Raw genomic sequence first — 18,036 nt, 5'->3', positions numbered from 1 at the left:
CTCAGGCGTTCTTGCGGGCGACGCCGGCGAGCAGCTTCCCGCCTTCGACGAGCGGCTCGTCGGCCCGCCATTTGAAGATGTCGACCACACCGGGCTCCAGGAGTTCCAGGCCGTCGAAGAAGCGCTCGATCCGCGCCCGGGAGCGCAGAGTGAGCCCGGACGTCACCCCGGTGTAGCTGGCCGTGATCTCTTCGACTTCGTCTTCCGAGAACCCCTCCGAAGAGGTCGTGCTCATGACCAGGTGGCTGCCGGGTGCCATCCGGGCGCGCAGCGCCGCGAGGACGCCGTCCGGGTCCTCCGCGTCGGAGACGAAGTGCAGGACCGCCAGGCACAGCACGCCGACCGGCCGGTCGAAGTCGATGAGACCGCGCACGTCTGGGTGGTCCAGGATCTCCTGCGGGCGGCGGATGTCTCCCCCGATCGCGACGACGCCCTCGGGCCGGGCCCGCAGCGCCCGGTTGTGCGCCATCACGATCGGGTCGTGGTCGACGTACACCACACGGGCGTCCGGGTGGGTCCGCCGTGCCACCTCGTGCACGTTGGGCGAGGTGGGGATGCCGGTGCCGAGGTCGATGAACTGCCGGACACCCGCCTCCGCCAGCAGGCGAACCGCCCGGACCATGAAGCGGCGGTTCCCCTGCGCCATGGCCTTGGCGCCCGGCGTCGCCTCCAGCAGCCGCGCCGCCGCCTCCCGATCCGCCGCGAAATTGTCCTTGCCGTCGAGAAGGAAGTCGTAGATCCGCGCGGTGCTCGGAGTGGACACGTCGATGCCGCTGCCTTCGCTCACCCCTCCATGATCACCCGAATCCGCATGTGCCATGATCATTTTCACGAAACCGGGCCCGACTGTTCGTCGGCACCGTCGGCCTGGGCGCGGTCGATCTCGGCCATGTGCTCCTCGGCCCAGGCCCGGACAGTGGCGAGCGCGACGTCGAGTGACAAGCCGAGGTCCGTAAGCCGGTAGTGCACACGCGGCGGAACGGTCGGCTCCACCCGGCGAGCCACCAGGCCGTCGCGGGTCAGGCTCTGCAAGGTCACCGAAAGCATCTTCTGCGAGACGCCCGGCATCCGCCGCCGAAGCTCGGCGAAGCGCACTTCATGCGGGGCCGCCTCCGCGAGGACCTTGACGGCCATGGACACCCATTTGGTGCCGATGCGATCGAGCAATCGACGGGTCGGGCACTCGGGGTCGAACAGGTCGCCCCGCGTTCCCTTCGCCGTACGGGCTGGAGGGGCGGTCACCAGCAGCTCACCACCTGTCGCGAAAGTGCGGTCTTGGCCACACATCGAAGGTTACCTAACGTCTCCTTGTCACCATTGGTAACCACCATTCGAGGGAGACAGCATGCCCGGCACAGCCCCGACGCCCACCCCCGGCCACTCCACGGCCGAGATCTCCCTACAGCGAATCGCGGCCAACGGCATCGAGATCAACGTGGCGATCGCCGGGAACGGACCCGCCGTCCTACTCCTTCACGGCTTTCCGCACACCTGGCGACTGTGGACCGAGGTCATCGCCGGCCTCGCCCGGAACCATCGCGTCATCGCCCCGGACATGCGAGGACTCGGCGCCACCACGAAAGCGGCGGGCGGCTACGACGCCGGTACCCTCGCGACCGACGCCGAAGAACTCCTCACCGCTCTGGGAGAACCATCGGCGGCGGTGGTCGGTATCGACGCTGGTGCCCCTCCCGCATTCCTGTTCGCCATGCGACGCCCTGCCCGCGTACGGCGGCTCGTCCTCATGGAGTCGTTGCTGGGCCGATTGCCCGGCGCCGACGAGTTCCTTGTGAATGGTCCGCCGTGGTGGTTCGGCTTCCACTCGATTCCCGACCTCGCCGAGACGGTCTTGACCGGGCACGAGACGGATTACATCGACTGGTTTCTCAGCACCGGCACCCGCGGTCGCGGTGTGCCGCGCGAGATCCGAGACGCATTCGTCAGCGCCTACACTGGACGCGACGCCCTGCGCTGCGCCTTCTCCTACTACCGAGCCGCGCCCACCAGCGCACGACAGATCCAAGACGCCGTCGGCTCTCACCGCCTCACCGTGCCCACGATGGCCATCGGCGCGCAGCCCGTGGGAAACGCCCTCGAACGGCAACTGCGCCCCATCGCCGACGACCTCACCGGCCAACTCATCGAGGACTGCGGCCACATCGTCCCGCTGGACCGCCCGCACGCCCTGCTACCACTACTCACGTTCTTCTTCGCCGCGGACCAAAACCGCACCTGACCTGAGACGGCGGTGTGGTCCGGCACCTGGCGGGTAGACGCAGACCCATGCCTACCGTGGGGACCAGAGTGGTCGGGGAGCGTTATCGGCTGCGGGAGCGGCTGGCGGCCGGTGGCGTGGGCGAGGTCTGGCGGGCCGACGACACCGTGCTCGATCGCCCCGTGGCCGTCAAGCTGCTGCGGCCTGAGCACGCCGACAACGAGGAGTACCGGGAGAGGCTGCGGTTGGAAGGCCGTCACTTGGTCGGCCTGTCCCACCCGCGCCTCGCCGGACCGGGCGGCCGCCGTTCCAGGGCGACGACGTGCTCGCGGTCGCGATCGCCCACCGCGACCGGCCCGTCCCGCCGCTGCCCGGCACGGTGCCCGGGTCCGTACGGGAGCTGGTGCGGGCGCTGACCGCCAAGGATCCGGCGGCGCGGCCGGACGCCCCGGCCGTCGCCGCATGGGCCCGGCGGCTGCTCGACGATCGAGCGGTGGCCGCCGCGCCGGCCGGTCCGGTCGTCGCCGGAGAGCACGTGGGACGCACGGATCAGGACCAGGACCACCGGAACCGGGTCAGCGTGCGGCGCGGGGGCCGCGACGGCGGCCGATCCGGATTCCGCCGAGCACCAGGTTGGCCAGAAAGACCAGAATGCCGATGATCAATAGGAAGAACAGGCCTTTCACCGCGACTCCGGCGATGCCGAGCCCGATCGCCACGATGATGAGGGCCAAGAACAGCGTCATGTCACAGCCTCCTTCCCGGAGTCCCTGTTCAGAGCCATACCCGCCAGGCGACGGCGGCACGAGCGCGGGCGCGTTACTCCGGCCCGGCACCGGGTAGCGCTCGGGTAAAGACGCGAGGGAGACGGGCGATGGCTAGGGACGAAGGCGAGTCGGTGACCGAAGTGCTCGAGGACGTGACGGAGCAGACCGTACGCCTGGTCCGCGATGAGCTGGAGATAGTCCGGCAGGAGATGGTCGACAGCGCGGCGAAGGCGCGGAGCGGCATGGTGCTGCTCGGCGGCGCCGGCGCGCTCATGACGTACGGAACGGGCGCGGTCGTGGCCGGCACGGTCGCCGCGCTGTCCCGGAGGCTTCCGCCGTGGGCCGCCGCCATCGCCGTCGGCGGCGGGTTGATCTCCGCCGGGAGTGCAATGGCGATGGCCGGGCGACGCGAACTGCAGAGGGCGTTCCCGCTGGTGTCGAAGGAGTCCACCGCGAGGATCAAGGAAGACGCCCTCGACATCGTGGACCGGGCGCTTCCCTAGCAGGACGGGCGCCCGCGCCTCCCGGATCGCGGGAGGGACGGGCGCCCGCACCGGCTCTACTCGATGCCGAAGCCGGTGAACTCCGCGCCGGAGATCTTGCCCGAGGCGTCCCCGGTGACGGCCGCGGCCGAGAGGCCGACGTCCTGGGTGGCCGCCGCGCTCGGCACCTGGGCGGTGGCGACCTGCTGCCAGGTCTTGCCGTCGAGGCTGAAGGACCCGGTGAAGGTCGCGCCGGACCGTACGAGCTTGAGCTGCACGGGGTAACCGGAGAACCCGGTGTTCAGGGTGGTGTCCAGGTAACCGTCCCCGTTGGCGTCCCATTGCATGACGACACCGTTCGCGGGCGTGGCCGCCAAGATCACGTAGCCGGGGCTCTTGGCGGACAGGTCGTTGCGGACGACGATGCCGGCCTTGGCCCAGACGCCCGTCGGGTCCTGCCGCGTGACCTTGGTGGTCACCGTCATGGCCTCCTTGCCCGCGCCCTTGCGGTAGAGGGCGCCGAACTGGTCGGTGCGCCCCCACTGGTCCTTACCGTCGGCGAAGACCGCGAACCGGTCGCCGAGCTGCCCGACGTGGGTGGCGGTGCCCGCGACGGTGCGATAGTCGGCCGACGGCGCCGCGAAGGCGGTGAAGGTCGTCGAGCCGTCCGCCTTCCCGGTGCCGCCGGGGGCGTCCGCGAAGGTCGCCGAGGCGCCGACGTTCACGGTCGTGTCGGGGTCCGGAAGCGTCGCGGGCGGGGTGAGCGTCCAGGACGCGGTCGCCGAGGCGCCCGGCTCGATGGTGCCGAGCTCGGCCGGGTCCTGCGGCGTCGCCGTCCAGCCGTCCGGCGCGGCGAGGGTCACCTTCGTTCCGGTCACCGCGAGGCAGCCGGTGTTGGTCACCTTGCCGGTGACGGTGGCCTTCCCGCCGCCGTCGACGTACGGCGAGCCGGACGACAGGTCGAGCGTCGCCGTCGGCGGCGTGGCCTTCGACGGGGCTCGGACGTCGACCTCCACGGTGTGGGTGGGCGCGGCCGAGCCGAGCCCGACGCCGATCGTGTAGTGGCCCGGAGCGCACAGCTGCGGGGAGAACACCGCGGACACGGTGCCCTCGTCGTGGTGGCCGAACGAGACGATCCGCGCGGGAGTGGTGAACCCGATCCCCCGGGCGAACGTCGTCGTGTCGGTCTGGGTCGCCTGGCCGTTCACGTAGAGCACGACGCGGGGGTCGGCGAGGTAGCCGGCTCCCCCGTCGTTGGTGACCGTCCCGGTGACCGTCAGCGGCGCGCCCGCCTCGATGGCGCGGTGGTCGGCCTTGACTGCGGTGACCGAGGCGTCGGTCGGCGACGTCATCCGCTGGTAGTTCGCCTCGTAGTCGGCGACCGCTCGGCCGACGCCGAGCTGGGGCACGGACCGTGTCCTCGTCCAGTTCAGCCGGACCACGGTCGCCTTCCGTGGCGACGTCAGGGTGACCTGGTTCCCGGAGATCCGGCCGGCGTGGCGGCCGTCCACGGTCGCCGAGGTGAGGACGGTCCCGGCCGGCGCCGAGATCACGAGGTCGTCCGGGGTGCCGCGGGTCGGCGGCGTGAGGCGCATCGTGGCGCCCTTCCCGTCGACGGCGGCGGTGTAGGACATCGGCCCGAAGTCGGTGTTTCCGCTGAAGCCCACGGTCTGGCCGGGTTTGCTCCACTGCGGCGACCAGACGTTGGCCAGGTGCAGGGATCCGTCCGACGCCTCATAGGCGAGCATGTCGCGCAGGAACGTCAGGTACTTGCCGGCGAACTCGGCGTGCGGCTGGGTCTGATCGGTGGACGACCATCCCCAGCGCTGGGCCGAGGCCATGCCCTCCGAGGCCATGTGCGCGGCCGACGTGTGCGTCAGCAGGGAGTACAGCGACGACAGCGCCGCGTTCTGGTCGCCGCGGAGGATGTCCGTGATCGACAGCGACATCGGCGTGTAGGAGTGCAGGGTGCTCTCGACACCGCCGGAGGGGTAGCCGAAGATCCCCTCGAACGTCTTGCCGCGCCAGGTGGCCAGGCTCTTGGTGATCCACGGGTCGTTCGGACGGAAGGCGTTCGCGGGCCAGACAGACTCGAGGTTGCCCCAGTCGATCCCGTACACGCCGCCGTACCAGCCGTCGCGGACGCCCGGCGCCGCCATGCCCTCGGTCGTCGGCGGGATGACGCCCAGCTTCTTCACCTGCGGGGCGAGCTTGGACCGCAGGATGCCGATGTACTGCGTGCGGCGCTGTTTCCACGTCGTGGCGGTCGCGCTGTCGCCGACCGCCTCGGCGATCTTCGCGGCGCCCTCCTCGCCGGCGATGTTCCACAGGTCGTACGTGAGGACGTGCCCGCGTACGCCTTCGTCGTCCTTCATCGTGGAGGCGGGGAACAGGCCGTCGTCGGACTGCCAGTACTGCCGGCGGACCTGCCACTCCCAGTCCATCGCCCGCTGGACAGCAGGCCAGACCTGGCGGGCGAACTCGGTGTCATGGGTGCGTTCGTAGTAGTTGGCGAAGGCCCACAGGGCCTCCCCGTTGCCGTCGTACTGCCCCGACTGGGAGATGAACTGGCCCGAGTCGGACTGCCAGTCGAGCATCTCGAGCGTGACCTGCTTGGCGACGTCGGTGAACCCGGCGTTCAGGATGCCGTCGATGTCGAAGGCCGTGTCGCGCAACCAGTAGTGGGCGTAGACGGTCGGGTTGGCGTTCCAGTAGTACCGGCCGTCGATGACGTTCATCAGGATCAGGGAGAACGCCAGGTTGGCCTTGTAGGCGTCGAACACCTTGGTCTCGACGCCGCTGCCGGGGACCTGCAGGACCGTTCCGGCCTGGTCGAGGGTCCGGTGCCAGAACTGCGCGGTGTCCTGCTCGTACCGGTCGTAGTCCGCGCCCTTGATCGGCGCGGCGTCGGAGTCCTGCCCGACGAAGTACGGCATCGCGAAGGTGAGCGTCCGGGTCTGGTGGGGTTGGAGCGTGACGTCGTAGTCCTGGGTGGCGCCGTCGACACCGCTCGGCGCCTGCCCGGAGACCAGGAGGAGCTTCCCGTCGCCTCCGTAGACGCGGTGGTCGTCGTCCCAGCCCGGGGAGGCGGGCTTGCTAGGACCGGTGTTGCCGTTCAGGGGGCCGATGCCCTTGGTGACGTCGAGGGTGGCCGAGAACCGGTGCGTAACCGGCGACGAGCCCGGGTTGGTGAGACTGACCTTGACGAAGTTCACCATGTTGTCGACGTCCGCCGTCACCTTCTTCGCCGGCAGGCCGTACGGCTGGGTGAAGGGAAGCTTGGCGACGCCCGGCACCTTGGCGGCGAAGAACCGGATCGCGTGCTGGACGCCGCCGGAGTCGAACTGCTCCGACATGATCGGCAGGTAGCCGTCCACCCAGGTCTTGACCCGCTGGTTCACGGGGGTCCGGGCGTCTCCGGTCGCGAACGTGAGCGCTCCGTACTCGTTCTGCAGGTAGCCCTCGGGGGTGATGATGGACCGTTCCGGTCCGCCGTACACGCCGATGGCGGCGCGGGGGTAGCGGTACCAGTCGAACGGCTCGTTCGGGTCGTCCTTGACCGGCGGCAGGGACTGCTGCTCCTGCGGGGTCTGCATCACCCCGTACGGGGAGCGCCGGTAGTCGTTGTAGGGATTTCCGTAACCGGAGGCGCCGGTCGTCGCCTGGACGAGTGCGGGCGACCCCGGCCGGGAGCGGGCGGGCCCGGGGGCCGCGGCCCATCCGGGAGTGATGAGGCCCAGCGCCAGCGCCGGGGGCACGGCGAGCGCTAGGGCACGGCGGAGGAACGATCGCATGGCGAACCTGCCTTCTGGGGCGGAAGACGCGGAACGACGGAGGGGGAAACGCCGGTGTTCTCCAGGTACCGGACGGCTCGGCGAAGGTTTAGTAACGTATCGTTCGTAACTAAAACGTTCACGGGAGCATCGGTCAAGAGGTGATCTTTTGACGAGCGAGTCGGTGCCGGTCGGCACAGGACCGCACGTGCTGCGGCGGATCAACGTCGTGACGGTGCTCGACGCACTGCGCGCGGGCGGACCCCAGCGCGTCGCGGACCTGGTCACGGCCACCGGCCTGTCCCGGCCCGCCGTGACCCGGGCCATCGACGCACTGCGCGCCGAAGGCTGGGCGGAGGACGCCGATCAGGGCGAGGAATCCGGGGCCGGCCGCGAGGGCAGGATCGGCCGCCCCGCCGCCGTCGTCCGGTTCCGGTCCGGCGCGGGCCACGTCCTCGGCGCCGACGTCGGACCGCACAAGATCCTCGCCATGGTCGCCGACCTGGACGGCAACGTGATCGCCGAGCGGCGCCACGACACCCACCGGCTCCGCGGCGGCGAGGAAGTCCTCCGGGCTCTCCTGGGCATCGCCACCGACGTCCTGGCCGAGGCCGGCGTTCCGGCCGACAAGGTCCTGTCCGCCGCGATCGGCAGCCCGGGACTCGTCGACCCCGGGACGGGAACGGTCACGCTGGCTCCGAGCATCCCCGGCTGGGCCTCCCTCCCCGTCGCCGCCGAGCTCCGCACGCTGCTCGCCTGCCCGATCGCCGTCCACAACGACGTCAACCTCGCCGTCCTGGCCGAGCGCTGGCGCGGGACCGCGACGGCGACGGAGAACCTCGTGTTCGTGCAGTGGGGCGCCCGCGTGGGCGCGGGCATCATGATCGACGGCCGGCTGATCCAGGGGGCGAACGCGGCGGCCGGCGAGATCGGCTTCCTCGACCTCGCCGAGCACCCGGGATCCGACGGCGTCATCACGCGCGACACGATGGGACCGTTCGAACGCCAGGTCGGCGCCTCAGCCATCATCGAACTCGCGCTCGCGGAGGCGGAGAGCCGGGGCGACGCCCGGCTGACGGAGGTGATGCTGCGGGCCAGGCCGCACGACGACGCGGCCGCGCTGTTCGACGCCGCGTCGGCCGGCAGCGCGCTCGCCGAGTCGATCATCGACCAGATCGCCGCCCGCTTCGCCCGCGGCCTCGCCGCCGCCTGCCTGCTCATCGACCCGGAGCTCATCGTGATCGGCGGAGGCGTGTCCCGCGCCGGCGAGCGGCTGCTGACCGTCGTCGAGCGGCATCTCCGCCGCCGCGCCCTCGTACGGCCCCGGCTCGCGCTGTCCGCACTCGGCGACACCGCCGTCGCCGTCGGCGGGGTCCGAAGCGCCCTGGACGACGTCGAGCGGCGCTACCTGTCCCCCGCCGCGCTCGGCGCCGGCCGCTGACGCCGGGCATGGCGTGGCGCCGGAGACCTCCGGCTCCGGCGCCACGATCGCGTTCAGGACGACGCGCGGTCAGGAGGTGACGGCGCACCTCCCGCGGTCGGCGCTTCGCGGACCGTCCCCGGTGGGACGGATGTCGAAGTCGAAGATCGCCGTCGGCAGGTACAGCGTGCAGCACGCGTTCGGGATGTCGACGATCCCGCTGATGCGCCCTTCGACCGGCGCGGACCCGAGGATCAGGTACGCCTGCTCGCCGCTGTAACCCCACTTCTTGAGGTACTCGATGGCGTTGAGGCAGGCGCACTTGTAGGCCAGCGTCGCGTCCATGTAGAGGTTCGTGTCGTCGTCGGGATCGACGGAGATGCCGACGAAGCTCATGAACTCCGAGTACCTGGGTTCGACGTTGCCCGGCATGAAGACCGGGTTGTTCTTGATTCCGTACTTCTCCATGCCGCCCTTGATCAGGTCGACGTGGAAGTCGATGAAGCCTCCCATCTCGATGGCGCCGCAGAAGGTGATCTCTCCGTCGCCCTGGCTGAAGTGCAGGTCGCCGGCGGAGAGGTTCGCGCCGTCGACGAAGACGGGCACGAACACGCGGGATCCGCGGCTGAAGTTCTTGATGTCCTGGTTGCCGCCGTGCTCGCGGGCCGGCACCGTACGGGCGCCCTCGCGGGCGACCCGTTCGGCGTCGCCGCCGTGGGCGTGGCCGGCGAGGGCGCCTTCCGGCTCCGGCGCCAGCGCCAGGGGCGGCACCCGGTCGGGATTGGTGTCGATCAGGGCCTGCTCCCGCCGGTTCCACCGCTCTAGCAGTTCCTGCGACGGCGCGGTGCCGAACAGCCCCGGGTGGGTGATGCCGGTGTACCGTACGCCGGGCAGGTGCCGTGAGGTGACCTGCTGGCCGTGGAAGTCCCAGATCGCCTTGACGGCGTCCGGGTAGTAGTCGGTCAGGAACGATCCGCCGTTGGACTTGGCGAACACGCCGGTGTAACCCCAGCCCTCGCCGGCCGCGTCCCCGACGTGCTGTGGAACGGGCCCGAGGTCGAGGATGTCGACGATCAGCAGATCGCCGGGCTCGGCCCCTTCGATCCGGATCGGGCCGCTCAGCATGTGGGCCAGTTTCAGATCGACGTCCCGTACGTCGTTGGCGGAGTTGTTGTTGCCTATCTGGCAGTCGGTCCACTCCCGGCATTCCATCCGAAACTCATCGCCCGGCCGGACGGAGTCCGCGGGCGGGACGGCCGGATGCCACCTGTTGTGGCCGGGTATCTTCTGATCACGCATTGACCGTGACTGGTCAACGTGGAATACGACGTCTGGCATGGTCTCTCTCCCCTGCCGAATTCACGATCTCGAATCGGGAGGCGATGCGTCAGGTACGTCCCGGTGCCGCCACGCCGCCGGGCCGCGGGCGGGGACGGTGCCCCGGGCCGACCATGACCCACAGGGCGCCGAAGACCACGACGGCGAACACCGCCAGCGCGATCGCCGTCTCTCCTGGCCCGCCCCAGTAGCCGGACAGCAGCAGGAACGCCGGAATGGCCCCGGTGACCCAGCCTTCGATCGCCGTCACCCAGCCCGTGTAGGTGGTGATCCCCTCGACCTTCAGCCCCAGCAGGACGAAGAACAGGAACCACAGGAACGACCAGTACAGCCAGATGACCCCGAACGGCGTGTTCCGCAGGACGCGGAAGTTCACGTAGGCGTAGCCGAGAGCCATCACGGCCACGAACAGCGAGAAGTATCCGACGCCGGTGGTGTCGAGCCCGGCCAGCAGTCCGATCCCGACGTACAGGTAGGTGAACCCGAACAGGTACAGCCCGGACGCCGCCAGGATCGTCTGGGTGTCCCGTCCCGCCGTGGCGATCAGAACGGTCGGGAAGACCACCTGCATCGTGCCGACGAACAGGTTGAACACCGCCGCGGCCTTGGCGTCGACCTTCTTGAGCAGCATCATCCCGTTGATGAAGAGCACCGCTCCGACGTAAAGAAGTCCCACGTTCGCCATCTGGTCCACCCCTCGGCCGCCGTCGTTCGCGCGGCACGCGTGGCGGCGGCCGCGCTCACGGCCGCGGCAGGCGGGCGAGCGCCGGGTGCGGCCGCCGGGGCGCGCGCCGGCTCGGCGGCACCTCCGACACGACCTCCGGCGCCTCCCGGCTCTGTTCTTCACGCTCCCGGCTCGCTCGTACGGTCGGGGACGTGTGCGCCAGCGCCGGTGGTGAGAACACGCGCCGTCCGCCGCGCCCGCATCTCGGGCAGGCGTGAGTCGCGGGCGCGGTGCCCAGCGCCAGCCGTACCTCGAAGGCGCCACAGCCACGGCAGACGTACTCGTAAATCGCCATGACCACCTCCCGTGGACGCCTTCAATGCAAGGCCATTCCCGGTGAAACGTCCCGGTTCAGTCAAATGACCGTCTTTTAACCCTGTGATGGGAAAAGCGGGGCGGTCGTCGCCGACCGCCCCGCCATGGGCCTCAGCGAGCGGCCGGCTCCAGCGGGGTGCCGGAGGTGTCCTCGATCGGCCGCTCATCCGGCGGATCGACCGACAGATGCGGGAGACGGCGCTCCAGCCAGGAGGGCAGCCACCAGTTGGCGCGGCCGAACAGGTGCATCGCGGCCGGGACGAGGATCGTCCGCAGGATGAACGCGTCCAGCGCGACGGCGGCGCTCAGGCCGATGCCGAACTCGGCGATGACACGCTGGCCCCCGAAGACGAAGGCGACGAACACCGCAATCATGATCGTCGCGGCGGCGGTGATGACCCGGCCGGTGTGGGCCTGGCCCACGGTGACGGCCCGGCGGTTGTCGCCGCTGTGCACCCATTCCTCGTGCATCCGGCTGACGAGGAACACCTGGTAGTCCATTGACAGACCGAACAGGATCGACAGCATGATCACCGGGAGGAACGCCTCGACCGGCCCGGCGGCGCCCACGCCGAGCGGTTCGGAGCCCCATCCCCACTGGAAGAAGGCGACGACCACGCCGAAGGACGCGCCGGCGGCCAGCACGTTCATCACGGCGGCGATGGCCGGCACGAGCAGGCTGCGGAAGGCGAGCATGAGCAGCAGGAACCCGAGTGTGATGATCACGCCGAGGAACAGCGGGAGCTTGCCGGTCAGCACGTCCGCGAAGTCGTCGAAGATCGCGGTCGAGCCGCCGACGTACACCCGCATCGACGTGCCGCGCTCGGCGGCCGGGACGACGTCGTGGCGGAGCCGGCCGATCAGGTCGGAGGTCTGTGCGGACTGGGGCGAGGTCGTCGGGATCACCTGCGCCATGGCGACCGTCGCACCCGGCTGAGCGGGCATCGGGGCCGCGGCGGCCACCCCCGGCGTTCGGGACACCTCGCCGACCAGGCGGGTGAAGGCCTGCTGGTCGGCCGCGCCGTGCGTCTCGGCGATCAGCTGCAGCGGGCCGTTGAAGCCCGGGCCGAAGCCCTCGGCCAGCAGGTCGTACGCCTGGCGCGTGGTCGTGGACGTCGGGTTGTTGCCCGCGTCGGAGGAGCCGAGGCGCAGCGAGAACACCGGCACGCACAGCACCGCGATGACCACGAGCGCCACCGCGGACAGCGTGCGGGGCCGGCGCTCGACCACGCCCGCCCAGCGGGTCCACATGTCCGGCCGGGCCGCGCCGCCGCCCGCGTGGGCCCCGAGACGGCGGCGTTCGCGGCGGCTGAGCACCCGCGTCTTGAGCAGGCCGAGCAGCGCCGGCAGCAGCGTGATCGCGGCGAGCACGGTGCAGACCACGGTGACCGCCGAGGCGATGGCCATGCCGTTGAGGAAGCTCATGCCCAGAACGAACAGGCCGAGCAGGGCGATCACCACGGTGCCCCCGGCGAACAGGACCGCGCGGCCGGACGTGTCGATGGCCTTGACCACCGACTCCTCGACGCTCAATCCGTTCTTCAGGCCGGTACGGTGCCGGGTGACGATGAACAGCGCGTAGTCGATCCCGACGCCGAGCCCGATCAGCGCGCCCAGTGTGGGCCCGATCTGGCCGATGGTGACAACGTGGGTGAGCAGGCCGACGGCCATCAGGCCGCTCCCGACACCGGCGATGGCGGTGATGATCGGAAGCAGCATCGCGAACAGCGACCCGAAGGCGAGGAGCAGGACGATCGCGGCGACCGCCACCCCGATCAGCTCGGAGTTGCCGGGCGGGGTCCGCTCGACCTGGCTGATCGGGTTGCCGCCGAGCTCGACACGGAGGCCGTTGCCCCGGGCGGCCTCGGCGGTGTCGATCACACGCTGCACGTCCGCCTTGGCCAGCTTGTCCGCCTGCTTGTCGAAGCCGACCTGGGCGTAGGCGGTCGTGCCGTTCTGGCTGATCTGGCGGGCGCCCCGCGGGCCGTCGTACGGGCCGGTCACCGAGGTCACGGAGGGCAGCTTGGAGATCGCCGTGAGGGTGGCGGTCATCTTCCGCCGTACGGCGTCGTCACGGACGGTGCCGCCCGCGGGCGCGCGCCACACGACGGTCGCAGAGTCGCCCGACTGCGCCGGCAGGGACTTCTGCAGCAGCTGCAGGGCCTTCGTGGACTCGGTGCCCGGTAGGGAGAAGGCGTCCTTGTAGGCGGAGCCCGCCGTCTGCGACAGCACGCCAAGGCCGACGAGCGCGGCCAGCCACAACAGGACCACGACGAGGCGATGGCGGTGGCACCATCGCGCGAGAGCGGACATGAGAGAAACCCCCAGTTGTCATCGAATGCCAGTGCCATCCTGGTGCCGGGGGGTGGGCGTTCCCGTCCGCCTGGGGAAGGGTCTTCGGCATACCGCGCCCGCAGTAGCCGGTGGGTACGGCTACTGCGGCGAGATGGCCGTACGGTTACACGGCCGGCCCGGCCGGGGACCACTCGGGTGACCGAAGCGGCCGGACGGCTACCACGACGGAGCGGGCCGGACGGTTACGCGGCCGGGCGGGGATCCCTCGGATGACCGGGCGGCTAGCGGGGCGGAGCGGCCGGACGGACGAGCCCCGTCTCGTAGGCGATCATGACCAGTTGCGCGCGGTCGTGCGCCCCGAGCTTCATCATCGCCCGGTTCGCGTGGGTCTTGACCGTCAGCGGCCGGATGCACAGCCGCTCGGCGATCTGGTCGTTCGACAGCCCGCGCGCCACCATGACGACGACCTCACGTTCGCGTTCGGTCAGGTCCGACAGGCGTTCCGCCGCACCGTCGGCGATGTCCCCGGGGCCGCTGAGGAAGCGGGCGATGAGCGCCTGCGTCGCCGCCGGGGACAGCAGCGCGTCCCCCCGGGCGACGGTGCGGATGGCCTCGTGCAGGTCCCCGGCCTGCACCCCCTTGCCGACGAATCCGCTTGCGCCGGCGCGCAGCGCCGCGAAGACGTACTCGTCGATCTCGAAGGTCGTCAGCACCAGCACGCGTACGGCGGTCAGAGCCTCGTCGGCGGTGATCTTCCGGGTCGCGACCAGGCCGTCGAACTCGGGCATCCGGATGTCCATGAGCACGACGTCCGGGCGCGTCTCGCGGGCGAGCACGACCGCCTCGTCGCCGTTCGCGGCCTCGCCCACCACCTCGAGGTCGGGCGCGGCCTGCACGAGCACCTTGAAACCCGCCCGGACCAGGGACTGGTCGTCGGCCAGCACCACGCGGATCGTCATACGCACCTCGGCGCGGCCGACCGGGCGGCGGGCGGCACAGGCCCGGGCGAATGGTCGGCCGAGGGCAGCACCGCGTGGACGCGGAAGCCGCCCTCCGGCCGGGGACCCGCCTCGAAGGCGCCGCCGACGGAGTACGCGCGTTCCCGCATGCCGAGCAGGCCGTGCCCTGTCCCCTCCCCCGGCGTCGACCCGCCGGGCCCGGAGTCGATGATCTCGACTTGGAGCTCCCGGAGCGTGTAGGCGATGCGCAGCGTCGCCGGGGCGTCGCCGGCGTGCTTGTGCACGTTGGTCAGCGCCTCCTGGATGATGCGGTAGGCGGCCAGGTCGACGGTGGCGGGCAGCTCGCGCCGCTCCCCCTCCACGCGCAGGTCGACCGTCAGCCCGCCCGCCGCGAACGCCTCGAGCAGGCCGGGTAGCCGGTCGAGCCCGGGAGCGGGCTCCGGGGCCGACTCGAGCTGCGCGTTCGGCCGGCGCAGCAGGCTCACGGTGGCACCGAGGTCCTCCAGCACCTCCTGACCCGCGCGGCGGACGTGGGACAGCGCCTCGCGCGCCTGGTCCGGATCGGTCTCCATGACGTACGCCGCGACCTCGGCCTGCACGTTGATCAGCGCGACGTGGTGGGCGAGCACGTCATGGAGCTCGCGGGCGATCCGCAGCCGCTCCTCGATGACCCGCCGCTCGGCCTCCTCCTCACGAGTCCGCTCCGCGCGGCGCGCGCGTTCCTCGACGGCCGCGACGTAGGCGCGCCGATTGCGCACCGCGTCGCCCACCGCGGTGGCGAGGGCGATCTGGGCGACGACGCTCACGAGCCGGGGGTCGAAGACCACCATCCCGTGCACCGCGGGATCGCGGGCCACCCCCACCAGCTTGGCGATGATCAGGACGAGCCCCGACGTCGCGGCGGCCATGACCGTCGTCCGGCGTTCGCCGCGCAGCGCGACGGTGTAGACGGCGATCATCGGCGCGAGCAGGAGCGGGCCCTCCTTGCCGTCCACGGCCAGGTAACACGCCGTCGCGGCCACCGTGAACGCCAGCGCGGCGGTCGGCCACCGCCACCGCACCGTCAGCGGGCCGGCGGCCAGCGCGCCGAACACCGCGATCTGCCAGGTCGACGGGTCGGGTCCGATGTCATGCGGCCCCGACGGCACCCACAGGGCCAGCGCGTACACCGTCGCCGCCAGCAGCCCGTCCGACAGGAACGGATGGCAGCCGGCGATACGCCTGACCTTGGTCAGCGGACTCACCCGCCCCACGGTAGCCGCAGCCGGACGCGCCTCCGTTGGCCCCAGGGAGTAGCCGGGGTGTACTGCGCCCGCAGTAGGAGGCTTCTGGCACACAGCAGGACTCTGCGCCCGTCCATCCTGGTTTCGCCGGACCCGTCCGGATAGAGTGCCGCTCGTCGCGCGTCGATCAGGGGGGCTGATGCCCGAGGTCACGTCTTTGCGCCCAGGCGATCCTCAGACGCTCGGCGCGTACCGGCTGACGGGCCGGCTCGGTGAGGGCGGCCAGGGCATCGTCTTCCTCGGGCAGGGGCGCGACGGCACCTCGGTGGCCGTGAAGGTCCTGCGCGGGAGGTGGGCGGCGGACCGGCGGCTGAGGGAGCGGTTCGCCAAGGAGGTCGCGGCGGCCCGGCGCGTCGCGCCCTTCTGCGTCGCCCAGGTCCTGGACGCCGACCTCGAGAGCGCGCAGCCGTACATCGTGACCGAGTTCGTCGACGGGCCCACCCTGCGCGAGGCGGTGACGGTCGGCGGGCCGCGGTCCGGACCGGCGCTGCACCGGCTGGCGGTGGCGACGGCCACGGCGCTGGCCGCCATCCACGAGGCCGGCGTGGTCCACCGCGATTTCAAGCCGGCCAACGTGCTGCTGGGCTCGGACGGGCCGCGGGTCATCGACTTCGGCATCGCCCGGACGCTGGACGCGGGCACGCAGGCGACCGGCGGCGTGGTGGGGACGCCGACGTACATGGCGCCCGAGCAGTTCGCCGCCCATGACATCGGGCCGCCCGCCGACGTGTTCGCCTGGGGCTGTGTGATGGTCTTCGCGGCGACCGGCGCCCCTCCCTTCGGCGGGGACAACGTCGCCGCCATCAGCTACCGGGTGCTCCACGAACAGCCGGACCTCGGGCACCTCGCGGATCCGCTGCGGGATCTCGTCTCCGCCTGCCTGTCCAAGAACCCCGCGGCGCGCCCGTCCATGCGGGAGGTCCTGCTCCGCCTGCTCGGCAACCCCGACACGGCACCGATCGAGCAGACCCTCGACCAGGGACGCCAGGCGGTCCTCGCCGTCGTTCCCCCGCCGCACCGGCCCGCCGGGAGCTGGCCGACCGTGCCCGCCCACCGGCGCACGAACCGGCGTGCGGCCGCGGCGGGCGCCGGAGCCGTCGTCGCCGTCGCGGCGATCGCGGCCGCCGTCATCCTGTGGCCGGGGACGGACCGGCGGGGAGGCGGCGGCCGGCCGACCACGCCCACCCCGAGCGCGAGCGGCGCACCGGCCGGCGTCCAGGTGACCCGAAGCCCGCGCCTGGGCCTGGAGTTCTGGCAGGACGGACGGCCGAGCCCCACCGTCTTCGGGCAGCGTGGCGGCAAGGACGTCGTGACGGTCACCCTGCGACCCGCGCCCTTCGAGTTCCGGTTCCCCAAGCCGCCGGACGACGTGGCGGTCCAGATGTGCGCCTGGACCGACGATTCGATCTTCTCGCTGCGCGACGGCGAATCGGTGCAGGACGTGCCCTTCTACCGGCTGGGCACGGGAATCGCCGACTACGAGTACGGCAGCGGGACGCTCTACCTGAACAAGGAGGGCCACAACTATCTCGGCGGGACCAGGGTCCAGGCGCTGTCCGCCACCGAGGACAAGGTCTACTTCGCCCAGACGTGGATCGAGAAGCAGGCGACGCCCCTCCAGCAGCGACGGGACGACATCTTCCTCACGGTCTTCATCGACAAGAACAAGGACCAGAAGCTCAAGCTGGCCGGCCCGGGCGAGTACGAGTACGTGATCCTCCGCTTCCAGGCGTCGTAGGCCGCGACGCCGGCATGCCACGGCCCGGGAGCGGGCGTGCCCACGGAATCGTGGCCGGCTCCGCTCCCGAGCCGGGCTCCGCGTCCTAGGAGACCTGCAGGTCGACGCAGGAGTAGAAGGCGTTCGCCGTGTCGGCGATGTTCCAGATCGCCAGCAGCTTCACGCGGCCGGACACGTTGCCGAGGTTGACGGTGTGCGACACCGTGCCCGTCGGCACGCTGTTGTTGCCGCTGAACGTGCCGACGCGCGTGTTGCCGATGTAGTACTGCCAGTCGGTGGTGCGGTGGCGCGCGGTGAAGGTCCAGTTGAAGGTGACCGTCCGGCCCACCTGCGTGGCGCGCCAGCCATGGTTGTCGTTGTCAAGCTCGGCGAACCGGGCGACGCCGCCGCTGCAGCTGCGCAGGCCCTTGGGGCCCTCGACGCTCTGCGGCTCGTACTTGATGTCGCCGCACTGCACGATGCCCTGCGCGCACTGGGCCTGGCGACTGGGCGGGGAGTTGATGTAGCCGTGCGCGCTGGCCGCGCCGGCCAGGGCCACGATGATGGCGGGGGTGAGGGCGACGCCGCCGGCAGCGGCGACGAGTCTGGATTTCATGTGAGCTCCGAATCTCGTGGGGGGACGGCCGCTCGAGCGGCCGTTGCGGGGGACGTTCGTTGCTCTGAGCGCGCGGGGCGGGGCGCGAGCCGCCATGACGGTCTCCATGACACGACCGGGTAATCAAATAGT

At 71.1% G+C, this 18,036-nt stretch carries 16 protein-coding genes; 5 read left to right on the top strand and 11 right to left on the bottom strand.

Annotated elements, in window-relative coordinates:
• Position 1: 1 nt before the first annotated feature.
• Positions 2-787: an SAM-dependent methyltransferase gene (locus ACYVF7_RS26250; RefSeq protein WP_460345907.1), complete on the bottom strand. Its 786-nt coding sequence runs from the start codon at positions 785-787 to the stop codon at positions 2-4.
• 41 nt (positions 788-828) lie between these two features.
• Positions 829-1,287 (bottom strand): winged helix-turn-helix transcriptional regulator, encoded by a 459-nt coding sequence (locus tag ACYVF7_RS26245; RefSeq protein WP_460345904.1) that lies wholly within the window; start codon positions 1,285-1,287, stop codon positions 829-831.
• A 58-nt stretch (positions 1,288-1,345) separates the two neighbouring features.
• Between ACYVF7_RS26245 and ACYVF7_RS26240 the strand changes: the two genes are divergently transcribed.
• Both ACYVF7_RS26240 and ACYVF7_RS26235 read left to right on the top strand, forming a co-directional pair.
• Positions 1,346-2,236 carry an alpha/beta fold hydrolase gene (locus tag ACYVF7_RS26240; RefSeq protein ID WP_460345901.1) on the top strand — a complete coding sequence of 297 codons (891 nt, stop codon included), beginning with the start codon at positions 1,346-1,348 and terminating at the stop codon, positions 2,234-2,236.
• A gap of 56 nt (positions 2,237-2,292) precedes the next feature.
• Positions 2,293-2,631: a hypothetical protein gene (locus tag ACYVF7_RS26235; RefSeq protein WP_460345899.1), complete on the top strand. Its 339-nt coding sequence runs from the start codon at positions 2,293-2,295 to the stop codon at positions 2,629-2,631.
• 159 nt (positions 2,632-2,790) lie between these two features.
• On the opposite strand, the gene ACYVF7_RS26230 is transcribed toward ACYVF7_RS26235, so the two are convergent.
• Positions 2,791-2,961, bottom strand: coding sequence for a hypothetical protein (locus ACYVF7_RS26230; RefSeq protein WP_460345896.1), 171 nt, complete (start codon positions 2,959-2,961; stop codon positions 2,791-2,793).
• Positions 2,962-3,089: 128 nt separating this feature from the next.
• Here ACYVF7_RS26230 and ACYVF7_RS26225 point away from each other — a divergent pair, with 128 nt between their 5' ends.
• Positions 3,090-3,485 carry a phage holin family protein gene (locus ACYVF7_RS26225; protein WP_460345893.1) on the top strand — a complete coding sequence of 132 codons (396 nt, stop codon included), beginning with the start codon at positions 3,090-3,092 and terminating at the stop codon, positions 3,483-3,485.
• A 56-nt stretch (positions 3,486-3,541) separates the two neighbouring features.
• On the opposite strand, the gene ACYVF7_RS26220 is transcribed toward ACYVF7_RS26225, so the two are convergent.
• Positions 3,542-7,258 (bottom strand): NEW3 domain-containing protein, encoded by a 3,717-nt coding sequence (locus ACYVF7_RS26220; RefSeq protein ID WP_460345890.1) that lies wholly within the window; start codon positions 7,256-7,258, stop codon positions 3,542-3,544.
• 148 nt (positions 7,259-7,406) lie between these two features.
• On the opposite strand from ACYVF7_RS26220, the gene ACYVF7_RS26215 reads away from it, so the two are divergent.
• The gene (locus ACYVF7_RS26215; RefSeq protein ID WP_460345887.1) at positions 7,407-8,678 is read left to right on the top strand and encodes an ROK family transcriptional regulator; all 1,272 of its coding nucleotides are present in this window, start codon (positions 7,407-7,409) and stop codon (positions 8,676-8,678) included.
• A 69-nt stretch (positions 8,679-8,747) separates the two neighbouring features.
• On the opposite strand, the gene fmdA is transcribed toward ACYVF7_RS26215, so the two are convergent.
• From fmdA to ACYVF7_RS26185, 6 genes are all read right to left on the bottom strand, one after another.
• Entirely contained in the window at positions 8,748-9,995 is a 1,248-nt protein-coding gene (gene fmdA, locus ACYVF7_RS26210; protein ID WP_460345884.1) for a formamidase, read from the bottom strand.
• A gap of 49 nt (positions 9,996-10,044) precedes the next feature.
• Entirely contained in the window at positions 10,045-10,680 is a 636-nt protein-coding gene (locus tag ACYVF7_RS26205) for an AmiS/UreI family transporter (protein WP_460345881.1), read from the bottom strand.
• A gap of 55 nt (positions 10,681-10,735) precedes the next feature.
• Complete coding sequence (locus tag ACYVF7_RS26200) at positions 10,736-11,014, bottom strand: FmdB family zinc ribbon protein (protein ID WP_460345878.1); 279 nt, start codon at positions 11,012-11,014, stop codon at positions 10,736-10,738.
• A gap of 131 nt (positions 11,015-11,145) precedes the next feature.
• The gene (locus ACYVF7_RS26195; protein ID WP_460345875.1) at positions 11,146-13,347 is read right to left on the bottom strand and encodes an MMPL family transporter; all 2,202 of its coding nucleotides are present in this window, start codon (positions 13,345-13,347) and stop codon (positions 11,146-11,148) included.
• A 263-nt stretch (positions 13,348-13,610) separates the two neighbouring features.
• A complete protein-coding gene (locus ACYVF7_RS26190; protein ID WP_460345872.1) occupies positions 13,611-14,288 on the bottom strand; it encodes a response regulator in 678 nt (225 codons plus the stop codon).
• Positions 14,285-15,532, bottom strand: coding sequence for a sensor histidine kinase (locus ACYVF7_RS26185; RefSeq protein WP_460345869.1), 1,248 nt, complete (start codon positions 15,530-15,532; stop codon positions 14,285-14,287). The genes ACYVF7_RS26190 and ACYVF7_RS26185 overlap by 4 nt, the downstream gene beginning before the upstream one ends.
• A 178-nt stretch (positions 15,533-15,710) precedes the next feature.
• Between ACYVF7_RS26185 and ACYVF7_RS26180 the strand changes: the two genes are divergently transcribed.
• On the top strand, positions 15,711-17,309 hold the full coding sequence (locus ACYVF7_RS26180) for a serine/threonine-protein kinase (protein WP_460345866.1): 1,599 nt from the start codon (positions 15,711-15,713) through the stop codon (positions 17,307-17,309).
• Between the two features lie 85 nt (positions 17,310-17,394).
• Here the strand turns inward: ACYVF7_RS26180 and ACYVF7_RS26175 are convergent, their stop codons facing one another.
• Positions 17,395-17,904 carry a lytic polysaccharide monooxygenase auxiliary activity family 9 protein gene (locus ACYVF7_RS26175; protein WP_460345863.1) on the bottom strand — a complete coding sequence of 170 codons (510 nt, stop codon included), beginning with the start codon at positions 17,902-17,904 and terminating at the stop codon, positions 17,395-17,397.
• Positions 17,905-18,036: the final 132 nt, after the last annotated feature.

The organism is Actinoallomurus acanthiterrae, assembly GCF_054775715.1.
This window is presented reverse-complemented; position numbering and strand designations above follow the sequence as displayed.

Coding starts and splice junctions, on each gene's coding strand:
- ACYVF7_RS26195 (WP_460345875.1), bottom strand. CDS start 13,347: ATGTCCGCTCTCGCGCGATGGTGCCACCGCCATCGCCTCGTCGTGGTC.
- ACYVF7_RS26225 (WP_460345893.1), top strand. CDS start 3,090: ATGGCTAGGGACGAAGGCGAGTCGGTGACCGAAGTGCTCGAGGACGTG.
- fmdA (WP_460345884.1), bottom strand. CDS start 9,995: ATGCCAGACGTCGTATTCCACGTTGACCAGTCACGGTCAATGCGTGAT.
- ACYVF7_RS26175 (WP_460345863.1), bottom strand. CDS start 17,904: ATGAAATCCAGACTCGTCGCCGCTGCCGGCGGCGTCGCCCTCACCCCC.
- ACYVF7_RS26205 (WP_460345881.1), bottom strand. CDS start 10,680: ATGGCGAACGTGGGACTTCTTTACGTCGGAGCGGTGCTCTTCATCAAC.
- ACYVF7_RS26200 (WP_460345878.1), bottom strand. CDS start 11,014: ATGGCGATTTACGAGTACGTCTGCCGTGGCTGTGGCGCCTTCGAGGTA.
- ACYVF7_RS26245 (WP_460345904.1), bottom strand. CDS start 1,287: ATGTGTGGCCAAGACCGCACTTTCGCGACAGGTGGTGAGCTGCTGGTG.
- ACYVF7_RS26180 (WP_460345866.1), top strand. CDS start 15,711: ATGCCCGAGGTCACGTCTTTGCGCCCAGGCGATCCTCAGACGCTCGGC.
- ACYVF7_RS26190 (WP_460345872.1), bottom strand. CDS start 14,288: ATGACGATCCGCGTGGTGCTGGCCGACGACCAGTCCCTGGTCCGGGCG.
- ACYVF7_RS26230 (WP_460345896.1), bottom strand. CDS start 2,961: ATGACGCTGTTCTTGGCCCTCATCATCGTGGCGATCGGGCTCGGCATC.
- ACYVF7_RS26220 (WP_460345890.1), bottom strand. CDS start 7,258: ATGCGATCGTTCCTCCGCCGTGCCCTAGCGCTCGCCGTGCCCCCGGCG.
- ACYVF7_RS26240 (WP_460345901.1), top strand. CDS start 1,346: ATGCCCGGCACAGCCCCGACGCCCACCCCCGGCCACTCCACGGCCGAG.